The organism is Methylicorpusculum oleiharenae (assembly GCF_009828925.2).
GTDB classification, from domain to species: Bacteria; Pseudomonadota; Gammaproteobacteria; order Methylococcales; family Methylomonadaceae; genus Methylicorpusculum; species Methylicorpusculum oleiharenae.
This window is the reverse complement of record NZ_WUTY02000001.1, coordinates 3,710,475-3,723,078: the sequence shown is the minus strand read 5'-3', so window position 1 is coordinate 3,723,078 and position 12,604 is coordinate 3,710,475. Positions and strand designations below refer to the sequence as shown.

The following is a 12,604-nucleotide window of genomic DNA, read 5'->3' as shown; positions in this document are numbered from 1 at the left end:
CAGTCATTCGGAGAACTGATTTTTTTATTTATAACAGACCAATGGACGGCTGCCGCCGATGGCCATCGACATATTTCAGTTGCAAATAATCCTGGTTTGCGGCGGATGATTGCAGGTCGGTATGAATGATTGCAGGTTCAGTTGCAAATAATCTCGGTTTGAATGGCCTTCAGTTGCATTTAATTCCGGTCGAAAATTGCGCTGATTGCTGGTTTGAGGGTTTTTGATTGCAAGCCGCTACACATAGCGTGTTCAGCATCCGTTGCAAAACAATCGAAATGCAAGATCGTTTTGTCACCAGCTTCATCCTGATAAGAAACGCGGAAAAGCTTGAGGTCAGGATTAAGATGAAGCATCAATACATCACTCCAATTCCAATCATCTTTAGGCGGTGTTTGCATTTTGATAACGCGAATATCGCAAGCCAATGCGTTAGCCAAATTGAAACCGGTAGTCTCAACTTGGTCGACAGTTTCAAAATTAGGATCGGCCGTCACAATGACTCGATCATTAAAAACCAAACCGCAATCGCCAGAAGATAATGAAATCAGCTTCAAAGATGGATTAGCATTTGAATTCATCCTGCATTGACCGAGTATTGCATTGGCATTCTCGATCAGTTTTTAGCGTCACCAATCGTTTCCAATCGCTTTTCGTCGCAGCGGTTATAGCCATAGTCATTAACCATTTCCTGCAACACAGAAACCAATTGTTGGGTCAAATCGTTTTTTTTGCTCATTGCAAAAATCTCCAGAAGAAAATCAGACAAAGAGCATTCCCAGCGGGAAAGGCTCCCTGTCTGGGTAGAAGAAAAATGGCGATTCCGGAGAATCGCCAAGGGTTTAATTATGCGGCCAACAACAAATCCTTACTGATTCTGAAAAGCTCAGAACGCAGGTCGGACACATTGCTGATGCAGATCGAATTGTCAAACAAATGACTGGTATCGATACAGATTCCAACACCAACCAATTCAATGCCAGTTGCTTCGCAGCGGCGGATCACTGATTTAGCAGCATCATAGTCGTCAGGCTCACCATCGGTAAGAACCATGATGACCTTGCGTTCTTCCCTGGTCGCTATAACACTCGCAGCGGAATACCACAGTGCGGTATGAAGCGGCGTGCCTCCATTGGTAATTGCAGAAAACGCGGACGCATGAGGGCGAACCTTTTGGCCGTGTTTCAACAATGGATTGACGTTATCAGTATCGCCATGAGGGAATCGAGTAATTGCCGGATTGACACCTGAAATACCTTCAAGCGCCAAAGCCAAAGCAACCGCCGAATCCATGGCAATGTGAGCCCAGGTAATCATGGAAGACGGGCTGATACGGTTGTTCATTGAACCCGATGCATCGACCAACAAGTGTAAAGCCGTATTTGGCGCCTGCTTGTGAGTTCTGCGTTCGAAAACGCGAGAATCCCCTTGAGACAAACGAACCAATTTACGACCATCAATACGATTACCAGATCGTTTATTAACAGGACGTTCATAACGACTGGATTGAATAAGGCCTTGTAAGGAAGCCCGGATTTTGCCGGATTCCGAAAGTGCTCGATTCAATATTGCATTACCAGTCGATGGATTACGGTTCGGTTCCATCGCCTGGGGCAAATGGATTTCAGAATCGTAACTATTTCTTGGCTGGTTGCCTAACAGCTTCTGGGCCGCTTCAAACAAATCATCAGGTAAGTCATCTTGACCGGCAGAGAGCGCCGATGACAAGATTTGCGCCAATTGATCGGCATCCTGAGATTGATCATCAGCACCGGAACGGGATGATGTTGCACCCTGTCCAGATTGTTGATCGGCGTTATCGTCATCAGCATCAGAAGTATCGGTTTGTGGAATAGCATCATCGGGTTGACTCGATTGATTCGGTTGAGAATCATCGGTATCACCAGACGACGTGTCATCACTTTGATCATCTGCGTCGGCATCATCAGACGAATTTGATTGTCCACCGGCGTTGCTGCTTGAAGATTGTTGTTGCTGAGCTTGTTGCCGGGCTTGTTCTTCAGCCTTTTCCTGCTCTTCTTGGATCATCCGCAAGATTTGATCGGCAAGCCGAACGCAATCACGGGTTTCACGCAACGAAGGGACATCGGATAAGAGGCCAAATAAGCGAGTAATGGCACCTGCAGGAAAAGTATCTTCCAACAGAGACTCAGCAGAATCAGCAAGCGACGACAAGGCTTTTTGGCCAAGAACATCGTGTCTCAAACGAAATAACAGAAATTGTGAAAGAACGCTGGCAGGATGCGGTTCTTGGTCTTTTGTGACAAAACCATAAGCATCCGTTTGAACCAAGTATTCAGTCACTTTCTCAGTTGTACGTTTTGTACCTGGATAGGGTTCCTGCATCGCTTTTTCGATGCGGATATCTTCCAGGATATTGACAATATGCTTCCGTAGAGGACTGGTAGCAGCATTGCGAAATTCACCAAAATCAGTGAACCGAACGTGAGCAGCTTCATGTGCCAGGTAACCCCAGGCAACATCCTTGATATTGGAATCATCAGTGTCTAATGCCGGCAGATGAATACGATCACCTGTTGTATAGGCGTCTTCTCCACCTACAGAGACTTTAACGCCAAACTTATTGCCCAATGCTGCAGCAACAATTGGAAAAGCGTTATTCAAGGTTTGGTTTTTCATGATTTGTATCTCCAAAAAAAAGAGGCAAACCATGAGCCCGAGAGGCAAAGGTTCACCTCAAGGGTTAAAAAAATTAAGTAGAAAAGTTAAATCTTATCGATTCAATTCGTGATTAGCGCAGTAATCATGGATCAAGTTGAGCGCTGCCCGTTGTTTGCGACATTCCTCAGCTAGACGTTCATCCAGAAGTGGATCATCAGGATCATGTTCATTGTCAGCGCAATTGGCTGATGCCAACTGATAAACAATGTCAAGGGCTTCCAAGAAGGCCGGCTCCTGTTGCATCTGAATAAGCATTGCCTGAGTTCCTCCATACTGGACAGTGAACTTTGTGATTCTGGTAATCCAGCCACCAAATTCACCTTGCCGGAGCCTGTCGCAAAAATAACAGCCTTCAACGACGATTTCGTCAATTTGACATCCTGGTTTATTGAGGATGTGCTGGAATATTGAAACCCAGCTGTATTGAAACGAAATAAATTGGTCGATTTCGTCATCACCGTTTTCGTTGATGTACTGTTGCAAGGCCTTGGCAATTTCATCACCTTGGCTCGCATATTCCTCGATCAATTCAAGTTCGAAGTCTTCGACTGAATCTCTTTCGCTATCCGGAACATAAAAATAAATCTTACGTTCATCCAGTGATCCGTATAACTCGTATTGAAATCCATACTCATTAAGTAGGATTTGCTCGAAATTAGTGACGAGATCCAGCGGTAAACAAGGTGAAACAGTTGCCTGCGAATAGTTGTTAGCCATAAAGCCTCCAAAAAAGAAAAAAATGGAGGCGGAGGCAAATCATCCCACGCGGGATGAAGTTGCACCCGCCGGGTAGAAAAATTAGAACCAGAAATCTTCGACTACTTCTTCAGTAGCTGGAGTTTCAGACTCATCTTTAGATTGAACAGGAATTGATGTTGAAGCGGTTTCCGCGGCAACTTGTACAGTTTCTTTGACAGAAGCCATAAAGCTTGTTGCTTCGAGAGCCGGTTCAAAAACATCTTGAGCAAAATTATCGAGGTTAATTGAAACATCGACTAAAGGTGCGGTATCAAAAACATCTTTTGCAGGATTGTAGTTGGACAGGAAGTCGTCAAAACCGGGAAGATCATTGTCGTCATCGGTATTGACAGCAGAAGTATCAGCAACAGGTGCTTCAACAGGTTCTTCCGCAACCGCAACGGGTACAGCAGGTGATGAGTCGAGCATTTCTACATCGACATCTTCTTCATCGGATTCAACTGCGGCTATAGCATCAGAAACCGAGATTGATTCCATTTGCAACAAACCACTGCCATGACGTTTGATTTTGTCAGGATCTGACAACAGCAAACCAAGCGTGAAAAGGCTGTTGAATGCAATACCATTATAGGGACCTTGTTTGGGCAAGGCGTCCAAAACAGCATCGATCTTATCAACAACTGGCATGCACCGATGATCAAGAAAACCCAGGCTGTCTAGCTTATCCCGCATTCTCCGAAAAGCATTGAGAGATCGGCCGGTGACAGTATCCTTACCCACGAACGATCGATCGATAAGTTGACTGGCTTCCTGAGCGATTTCATGAAAAAGCTGATCACTCATGGAATTGGTACGACGATGCAGGGAATCGACGGCAGCTGGTGTTGCATCAGGCAATAAAGTATCTGCCTGGGGTACGGTTACGCGAAACACAACGTAATCGAATCGCAACTTGGATGCTACGGATTCAACTGGCTCAATCGCACGACGAATGGCATCACCAAATTCAGCATGGCGAGCGATCCATTCTTCAGTGTCCTCGTGATAAGTGGCCAGCAGTTGATCGCGAGCCTCGTAAAAGGTCTTCGATAACTCATCCAGCTCTTGCGTAATACGAGGAATTTCAGCCCGCGGATTAGCAAAACCACCGATAAATCGAGTTCCGGATTGAAGACAAATTCTTTCCGCTTCTTTTTTGATGCGGTTGAATTCTTTCAACTTGTCGGGATCAATGGTCTTTTTGGTGCCGAGATAAGCCAAATCTTCCGGTGGAAGTTTGGAACCATCGGCTAAAACGAGATCCTCTGGTCTTAATTTTTTTGAACTTGTCCAAAGGTTGATGTCGAGTTTGACAACATCGATTTGGTCCAAAATCATTTCTGCATTGTGTGACATAACTACCTCCAAAAAATAAAAAAAAGAGGCAGCACACGACCCAGGGGGCGATAGACTGCCCCTTTAGGGTTAGAAAATTTAAAAGTAAAAATCGTCCTGAGATGATGCTACGGCCGATAAATCGAGCCGCTTCTCAAGAAGACCCAAAGCTTCAGCAACAGGTCGCACTGTTTCCAAATCCGTATCAAAAAACGACAGCGCTTTGGATTCGAGCTTGAGCTTGTTACTGATTTCAACACCGTCATCATGCGACAAATGGACGCTGACTTGTGACGGGGCCACTTTCATCATAGCCATGAACAGCAACAATGAGGCGACTCCTTGTTCCTTGAACAACTTACCTGCAGAAACGGCCTTATCATTAATCAAGGCATGCAGGAAATTTTCCAAAAAAGCAGATGCACCAAAAATTCCAGTAATCGTCTTGCTCATAGATAAAACGTTTGCATGGAATTGTCCAATGGCTTGAGTATCAGACAAAACAGACTGTTTGATTCTCAGGCGCCAGAATAGACAAGGCGGATCATCGGTTGGATGAGGGTCTTGACCTTGATGTTTTGACGTTTGAGAAGCAGATGTAATCTTGCCATCGTCATCAATCAATACTTGGCCAATTAGCTTGTATCCTTTATCAGTCTTTGAACGAATATGCTCATTCATGGAAAGCATGTTCTTATCAAAGGTTTTAGATTGCAGTTTGGTACCTGTTTTACCCCATCGTGAGGTATAAGTGCCATCACCATTAACACGAACAGCCCAATCTTTGGTTGAGCGATCCGAATTAGTAAAACGATAAAGATCGTAAGCTAAAGCAGGCATTACGCATCATCTCCCCAGGCATCACCGAAAACGTCTTTGGCGATCCTGTGAATGGCTTCGCGTTGAGCGGGCTCGGCACGTAATGTCAGCGCACGATCCAACGAATAGGCCAATGCATTGGGAGCACGTTTATAGGCAATCATCAGATTTGTCCAGCGAACCAGTGTCCGAGTAGACATGGTAACGCTCAACTCGCCGGCACCGTCAGTACCACCGACAAAGAGTCGACGAATTTCATTGGCCACTTGAATCATCTTTTCCGTCAAGTTTTCCATGACAGAATCAAAAGGGACACCCATTCCCGTTAAAACAGACTTGAGAATGGATTGCTCGATAGATGCTTCAGAGTAACTGACTTCCATCAGGCGAAACCTGTCAAGAAAGGCCAGGTTTTGTTGCATGACGCCTTGATAAAGACCGGATTGATCACCTTGACCAGCAGAGTTGCCGGTAGCAATCAAACGGAATTTAGGGTGAGGCTTGATGACTTCGCCACCGTTTTGAGGAATTACCAAAGGTTGCCCTTCGATAATATCGTTCAAACCAGCGAGCTCTGAGGGGTCCATCAAATCGATCTCATTCAAGATCAAAAGATGTCCGTCTCGGACGGCCTGAGCCAAAGGCCCGTGAACAAAAGACATAGAGCCGTTAACCAGCATGAATTGACCGATCAAATCGTTCAGCTCAAGGCGACCATGACAGGTGACTTGGTGAACTGGCCAATTTAAACGGGCTGCAACTTGGCAGATCAGCGAGGTTTTGCCGGAACCCGTAGGACCAGTCAAATAAAGCGCATCGCCAAGTGGATTGGAAATGAACGCAATCACATCACGAAGATGTTCATTGCGAAACACATACTCTTTCCGGGTTGGAATGGATGGATGAGTTTCATCCTCAAAACCTTCAACCATCATTGCAGCAGGTGCAGCAATGTTGAAAGTGGAACCGATTGGGAATTTTTTAGTAATTTGAGTCATGATGTTTCTCCGAATTTCAAAAAGAAAAAAGGGGAAACACCAACGCCCATACCGGGAGAAGTTGTTTCCCCGGTGGGTAAAGATAAGAATCACGCCGAAGCGCTTAACAGGTTGCCTTATTTAGAGTGCTGAACTGGCACTTTATTTTGAGTCCTCTTAGAGGGCTACAAAAATTCGTCTTTCCACAATGCTCGATACAAGCGTTCTGGAAAGACGGTACCGGCAGTATGCCAAATACCGTCAACCTTTTTGCATTCGAAAGACGCATGTTTTAGCGCGTCTTTCAACTTGCTGGAATACTTTGTCCTGCGCAACAAGTCAACACTGCTCCCATTACATCTTCGAACCAATGATGTTCATCGTCACACGCCCAATAACCTAACTCAAATCCGTCCTGCATAACACGAACATAGGTGCAGGTTTGCGGCGAAGATGGCCAGCGAATTTCGCGGCCATTTTTTAACATAACCGAGTTCTCATTGATGTATGAAAAGCTCAAAGTCTTGAGTGCGTGAGCGAGCTCTTCATCACTCCAGCTGAAATATCCAGCCAAACGGATTGCCGTTTTAGAGGGGGACAATATGTCACACGTTTCGGTGATTTGCCCCAATGAATCGTAAGCAAGATCGGCATTATCTGGGTTGTCGACATAACGGCCATCCGGAAGACGGAAAAACAAATAGCCATCTTCGGTAATAACAGCTTCTGGCTCACACATCAATTCAACAGTATCCATTGAAAAATCTCCAAAAAAAAAATCAGTATTCAGACGGCAAAAGCAAAACGTCATCCGTCAAATAGAACTTCCACTCACCGGCAGGCATTGTGGAAAAGGAAAAATTCCTTGCCGTTATTTGGGCGTCATTGCCATCGGTGACGGTTAATTCGCAAGATTTTCCCTCAGAAGAAGCAATGATCACCAAAAGTGGTTGTTCAGTCAGCAAAGGGAAAAATTCTGTTGCAACAAGATCAATCAGCCAGAAACTTCCTGTCCTATCGGCAAAGTATTTGATGCCGTCGGTGTAGGTCATATCTTTGACAAGATGATGTTGATACCACTGAGAAGTACCGCAAAATTCGGCTAATTCAGTAACCAGTTGGCGGCGATCAGGTAATTGGGTTTGCATAGAAATTCTCTAGAAAAGGCCGCAAAAAACAGCTCCAAAAAGAATGCACGGGATTGAGGCGCAAAGCACAACGATCCCGTAGTAAAAATAACGACTAAATCACTGATAGGATCAAACAGAAAGTTGAAAACGCAAGCATCAGGCTGCACGAGATTTTGATGGCATCAAAAGTTCGCGTGCTTCATGTTCAAAACAAGGTCCGCTGGTCGCGATGAAGCTCCAGGTAGACAGCGGCAAAAAGCGGAATTTGAACAAGATGGCCGCATCCTTTAAGGAAGTTAATGGATGCAGTCGCCAATAGCGTTCGCCAGCATCGGTTTCATCCCATGAAGCAGCATGCTTATTGAGCAAGTCAATCGCATACGGTGCGTCTTTGAGAAGCTTTTGATCGAGCTGAACCTGCAATGAAATCCTCCAATGATTTGCTTCAGTAGCAGACACAGGTGCAGACAAGACACTTCGAACTCGACGAATTTGACATCCTCCCCGGCCTAAAGGCCGAGGATTCCTCTGGCGTCTTATGACACTGAGCTGGTTCCTGCTGCTGACGGCATTCCTGCACCGTTCACTTGACAGGCGAACCCCGCATGCCCTGCGGTTGTTTGGTTGCGGCGAGCAAGGCTTGGCCTTTCGCCAATACATTCATAGCGCCTTGATGTGTCAACACTTTTCCGGACACAAAGTTAAGCAGATTTTAGCTGCATTTCGTAGTCCACTGGCGACAAATAGTTATTGGCAGAATGAAGCCTTTCACGGTTGTAGAACACCTCGATATATTCAAAAAGTTCCTGCTTAGCCTCAGCTTTGGTTTGATAACGCTGATGATGAACCAGTTCTGTTTTCAGGGTATGAAAGAAGCTTTCTGAGACGGCATTGTCCCAGCAGTTGCCTTTGCGGCTCATACTCTGGATGATGCCATGATCCTTCAATAGGGCACGATGACTGTCGGAGGCGTATTGACTGCCTCTGTCGGTATGCCAAATCAAGCCTTTACCAGGTTTGCGTTTCCAAACGGCCATCAATAACGCATCATTCACTAATTTAGCCCTCATATGCTCGGCCATTGACCAGCCCACCACCTGCCGCGAATAGAGATCGATTACGACAGCCAAGTACAACCAGCCTTCCTGTGTATGAATATAAGTGATGTCGCCGACATAGGTCTGATTCGGTTGTGCCGCCGTGAATTGCCGATCCAAGTGATTGGGCGCAATAGGTAAATTATGCTTGGAATTCGTAGTCGCTTTGAATTTGCGCTTGGTTTTACAGGCTAAACCCGCAGTTCCCATTAACCGGCCAATGCGACGGCGACTCACCTGCCGATCCCGTTTGATTAAGGCTTCTTTGAGACGACGCGTTCCATAGTTTTTTCGACTTTTTTTAAACAAGGCCTTAATGACCTCAGCCAGCTCAGCATCGTCTTTTTCAATGACTGTCTGAGGGCGTTCTCGCCAACCATAGTAAGCGCTACGAGAAACGCTCATGAAACGGCACATCGACTTAACCGAAAATTCGGGCTCATGTTGTTTGATCCAGGCGTACTTCACCGTTGTTCCCTGGCAAAGTACGCCGCTGCTTTTTTTAATAGGTCACGTTCCTCTGTCAATCGGGCGTTTTCCTTCTTTAGTCGCTTCAATTCTTCATAGAGATGCTCATCGGTTCGCACAATTTTATTGGGCCCCTTTGGCTGGCTATATTTGTTGATCCAGGTATGTAGCGTATTGGGATTAACACCTAAATCCTTTGCTGTCTGGGTGATCGGCTGATCGGAGCCTATCACCAGCTTCACGGAGGATTCTCTAAATTCGGCACTATATACTTTTACTTTTTGTTTTTCTTGATCCATTTTCGACACACTCTCTATTTTTAGGTTATTTTAGATTGTGTGTCCGGTTTAGTGTAGCCACTTCACCTACCAGATCGGCATGGTTTTCGTAGCCGCATTCGACGCAACGGAATTCGGCCTGGGTTTGCCGGTTATCCTTCGCGACATGGCGGCAACATGGGCACGTCCGGCTGGTGTGATGCGGCGCTACCCGTATGACATCGCCGCCTTGCCATTGCTGCTTGTAGGTCAACTGGTCACAAAAAAGCCCCCAGCCCTGGCTCAATATCGCCTTGTTGAGTCCGGATTTTGCCGGACTTGACGACCGGGATCGTTCAGTGTCCCTTTGGCGCTGCGCGTCATATGATTCACCTTCAAGTCTTCCACATAGATCATGGCGTGGTTTTGGCTGATCCGTGTCGTGGCTTTGTGAAGGGTATCCAAACGGGCATGGGCAATTCGCGTATTCAGGCGGTTGATGCGTTTTTTCTGCTTGTGCCAGTTAGCAGAGAACTTGACCCGGCGCGACAGCGTGCGCTGTGTGTGGATCAACTGCTTTGCCAACGGTTCGATGTTGAAAGGTTCGTGGTAATCGCCGTTCGAGAGCGTGTATAAGCGCTTGACGCCCAGATCGAGGCCGATTTCACCGGACGCCGGGTGAACCGGTTTTTCGATTGCGCGTTCGGTCTGGATCGACAGCCAGCAGTGGCAGCCATGCCGGGATACGGTGACGTTTTTGATCACGCCTTTGATCGGGCGACTGTTGCGGTATTTCACCCATCCGAGCTTGGGCAGCCTGATGACACGGTTGTTTTCATCCAGCTTAAAACCCTGCGGGTATTTGATACCGGCTTCGTTTTTGCCGAGCTTTTTCGGTTTCGGCAACCGTTTGTTCGGTTTGGTTTTGTCGAAGGCGTCCTTGAAGGCGCGTTCGAGGGCCTTGGCGGTTTGTTGCAAGGATTGGGCGGGTGCTTCACGCAGAAAGGCGTAGTCTTCGGTTTGCTTCCAGAATTGAATCCACCAGGCCATTTCCTCGTACCAGCAAAGACATGCCGTTTCGTAATCGGTGCAGGTTAGCGGCCAGCAGTTTGTTCCAGACCCAGCGATTGACACCCAGGGATCGGTTCAAATGATCCAGGTGTTTGGCCTTGGGTTCCAGGCGGAATCGGTAGCTTTGGTGGCGTATGGTAGTATTTTTGGTGCTCATGCCTTTATTCGAGCACGGCTTGCGAGATATGCAATCCCTTCACTGGCTTCCCCGGGCGGCTTACATCCCCTGCCTGAAGGGAGGGGTTTTTCGCCGCGATTTGGATAAATGACTCCTTGAAAAATTAAAAATTCGCGGAGTCATTCCCTGGCGGAAATGAGCCCGCGAGGGTTGAAAAACTACTCCTGGAAAGGAATAGTGATTATTGGAGCAGTTCAGCAATACGCTTGGCTTTCATTATCGAAAGTTTGCGCGTTAACCTGGCTTGCTCTTCCATGGCAAAAGCCTGTGTCTGAAGATTATTTGACCCAAGCAACTGAAGATTCAGTTGTCGGAACAATCGATCGGAATGGAGCCAATGAGGTCCATCATGATCTGTGCAGCTACAGTCTTTTTCCAAGGTAACGATCGAGCCGTCTTCTAACTTGGCCAACATGGTCAAAATCCACATGCAACAAGGTTATCCAACAATTCTTTAGGAACCGTGAGATTGGAGCGGATCGGACGATAGGTATCGGCTTCAAGAATCATGGCAATGGTATAGCGCTTGCCATCATACAAAGCACCCCAGCTTTCACCGGTTGCCTTGTGAATGACGATATCGAGCTTGCCATCACGATTCGTAAAAATACTGGGTATTTTCCGAATGAGAAATGATCCGACCGTTTTTGAAGCAACAGAAGTCTGCGTATTAACCGACACAATGCTCTCCTGAAAAGTCACGAATGGGCGCCCAAGCCAATACACTTCCTATCGGAAATATCTGGGATTGATTGGAAATGCTTTCGCCTTTCCAATACCCATCATTGTGAAGCCACAGGAATTTTCTACCGAGCAAACCATTAGCGAACTCAGGCTTCATGACGCATTCGACACGTACAGCGATCGGCGGGCGTTCTTTCGATAAAAGCTTCCAGGTGATATCCGAAAGATTTTTGGCATCATTGAATCTGCCGTCATCCGTCAGAGGCCAGTCATCAATAGCCTTTGCAAACTCCATCAAAGGTAAAAAATCAAGATGAATGGGAACCATGTCATCGGGATGCATGACCTTCGCATCGTCGTAATCGAGAACGACGACATTGACACCGTGATCAGCAAAGACTGTTGGTACACCACCGCTTACTGTTACCAATACTTTTTTGTTCATAACATCTCTCCAAAAGTGAAGAGAGATGCCAATTCCCCAAAGAGGGAATGGGACATCCCCCTTGTGGGTTAAAAAAAATTAATCCAGTTAATTGAAATAAACCAGCGGTGAAAAATACGACAGGTTGATCATTTGTTTAACAATGGTTTGACGGATATTGCAAAAAGTCCGATAAACAGATTTTGCAGGCGTTTTTTGATCGATGCGCCATACCTTTCCAAGAGAATTCGGATAAAAGCGCAAAAACTCCACCGGCAGTATCCGATGAGATCTTCCAACAGTACCTCTATGAAGATGAAGACCAAGCGTTGATGTGGCGCCTAAATAAAGCCCCGTGCGAAAACATCCGTTAAACGACAAAGACATATCGAGATGATGATCTTTGGCAAGATCAAGCAACTCAAGGGTCGTCAAACAATAGGTTTCAGGTTCATCAACCAACGAAGGAAACGCTTTTTTAGCGTATTCCAAGGCGGATTTTTGATCGCCGGCCAAAATAGATTGGCAAGCACGATAAGTGTAAGAACTTTCAATGTTTTCGTTGCTTTCGTTTTGCATGATTTTCTCTCAAAGAATTGAAAGAGAGATGCAAGCCCACAAGGGAGCATGAATCTCCCTTGATTGGTAATTAAAAGTTACAGGTCAGATGGCGAAGGCGTTTTCTTGGGTGAAACGCTCCAACCAATCGCATATAAGGCATCT

At 46.2% G+C, this 12,604-nt stretch carries 18 protein-coding genes; all 18 read right to left on the bottom strand.

Annotated features, from left to right (window positions below):
* Positions 1–179 precede the first annotated feature (179 nt).
* A complete protein-coding gene (locus GO003_RS16835; protein WP_231089037.1) occupies positions 180–581 on the bottom strand; it encodes a hypothetical protein in 402 nt (133 codons plus the stop codon).
* A 35-nt stretch (positions 582–616) separates the two neighbouring features.
* The gene (locus GO003_RS26225; RefSeq protein WP_269144413.1) at positions 617–739 is read right to left on the bottom strand and encodes a hypothetical protein; all 123 of its coding nucleotides are present in this window, start codon (positions 737–739) and stop codon (positions 617–619) included.
* 107 nt (positions 740–846) lie between these two features.
* Complete coding sequence (locus tag GO003_RS16830) at positions 847–2,661, bottom strand: VWA domain-containing protein (protein ID WP_159654158.1); 1,815 nt, start codon at positions 2,659–2,661, stop codon at positions 847–849.
* 93 nt (positions 2,662–2,754) lie between these two features.
* Positions 2,755–3,420 (bottom strand): hypothetical protein, encoded by a 666-nt coding sequence (locus GO003_RS16825; protein ID WP_159654160.1) that lies wholly within the window; start codon positions 3,418–3,420, stop codon positions 2,755–2,757.
* 81 nt (positions 3,421–3,501) lie between these two features.
* The gene (locus GO003_RS16820; RefSeq protein WP_159654162.1) at positions 3,502–4,773 is read right to left on the bottom strand and encodes a DUF3150 domain-containing protein; all 1,272 of its coding nucleotides are present in this window, start codon (positions 4,771–4,773) and stop codon (positions 3,502–3,504) included.
* A 102-nt stretch (positions 4,774–4,875) separates the two neighbouring features.
* A complete protein-coding gene (locus GO003_RS16815) occupies positions 4,876–5,616 on the bottom strand; it encodes a hypothetical protein (RefSeq protein WP_159654164.1) in 741 nt (246 codons plus the stop codon).
* Positions 5,616–6,593 (bottom strand): AAA family ATPase, encoded by a 978-nt coding sequence (locus GO003_RS16810; protein ID WP_159654166.1) that lies wholly within the window; start codon positions 6,591–6,593, stop codon positions 5,616–5,618. The genes GO003_RS16815 and GO003_RS16810 overlap by 1 nt, the downstream gene beginning before the upstream one ends.
* 283 nt (positions 6,594–6,876) lie before the next feature.
* Positions 6,877–7,329, bottom strand: a complete 453-nt coding sequence (locus GO003_RS16805) for a hypothetical protein (RefSeq protein ID WP_159654168.1) — start codon at positions 7,327–7,329, stop codon at positions 6,877–6,879.
* A 22-nt stretch (positions 7,330–7,351) separates the two neighbouring features.
* Positions 7,352–7,720, bottom strand: a complete 369-nt coding sequence (locus GO003_RS16800) for a DUF6876 family protein (protein ID WP_159654170.1) — start codon at positions 7,718–7,720, stop codon at positions 7,352–7,354.
* Positions 7,721–7,858: 138 nt separating this feature from the next.
* Positions 7,859–8,125 carry a hypothetical protein gene (locus tag GO003_RS16795; RefSeq protein ID WP_159654172.1) on the bottom strand — a complete coding sequence of 89 codons (267 nt, stop codon included), beginning with the start codon at positions 8,123–8,125 and terminating at the stop codon, positions 7,859–7,861.
* Between the two features lie 278 nt (positions 8,126–8,403).
* Positions 8,404–9,566 (bottom strand): IS3 family transposase gene (locus GO003_RS16790; RefSeq protein ID WP_159654174.1). Its coding sequence is split into 2 segments (ribosomal slippage): positions 8,404–9,290 and positions 9,290–9,566, totalling 1,164 coding nucleotides; the frame shifts between segments, so codons are not numbered across the junction.
* Between the two features lie 25 nt (positions 9,567–9,591).
* Complete coding sequence (locus GO003_RS16785) at positions 9,592–9,831, bottom strand: zinc ribbon domain-containing protein (protein WP_159654176.1); 240 nt, start codon at positions 9,829–9,831, stop codon at positions 9,592–9,594.
* Positions 9,828–10,574 (bottom strand): RNA-guided endonuclease InsQ/TnpB family protein, encoded by a 747-nt coding sequence (locus GO003_RS16780; RefSeq protein WP_159654178.1) that lies wholly within the window; start codon positions 10,572–10,574, stop codon positions 9,828–9,830. Before GO003_RS16780 ends, GO003_RS16785 begins: the two co-directional genes overlap by 4 nt.
* A complete protein-coding gene (locus GO003_RS16775; RefSeq protein ID WP_159654180.1) occupies positions 10,519–10,752 on the bottom strand; it encodes a helix-turn-helix domain-containing protein in 234 nt (77 codons plus the stop codon). The genes GO003_RS16780 and GO003_RS16775 overlap by 56 nt, the downstream gene beginning before the upstream one ends.
* 202 nt (positions 10,753–10,954) lie before the next feature.
* Positions 10,955–11,188, bottom strand: a complete 234-nt coding sequence (locus GO003_RS16770; protein ID WP_159654182.1) for a hypothetical protein — start codon at positions 11,186–11,188, stop codon at positions 10,955–10,957.
* Between the two features lie 2 nt (positions 11,189–11,190).
* Complete coding sequence (locus GO003_RS16765) at positions 11,191–11,454, bottom strand: hypothetical protein (RefSeq protein ID WP_159654184.1); 264 nt, start codon at positions 11,452–11,454, stop codon at positions 11,191–11,193.
* Entirely contained in the window at positions 11,444–11,902 is a 459-nt protein-coding gene (locus GO003_RS16760; RefSeq protein WP_159654186.1) for a hypothetical protein, read from the bottom strand. Before GO003_RS16760 ends, GO003_RS16765 begins: the two co-directional genes overlap by 11 nt.
* An 87-nt stretch (positions 11,903–11,989) precedes the next feature.
* Positions 11,990–12,460, bottom strand: a complete 471-nt coding sequence (locus tag GO003_RS16755; protein WP_159654188.1) for a hypothetical protein — start codon at positions 12,458–12,460, stop codon at positions 11,990–11,992.
* Between the last annotated feature and the right edge of the window lie 144 nt (positions 12,461–12,604).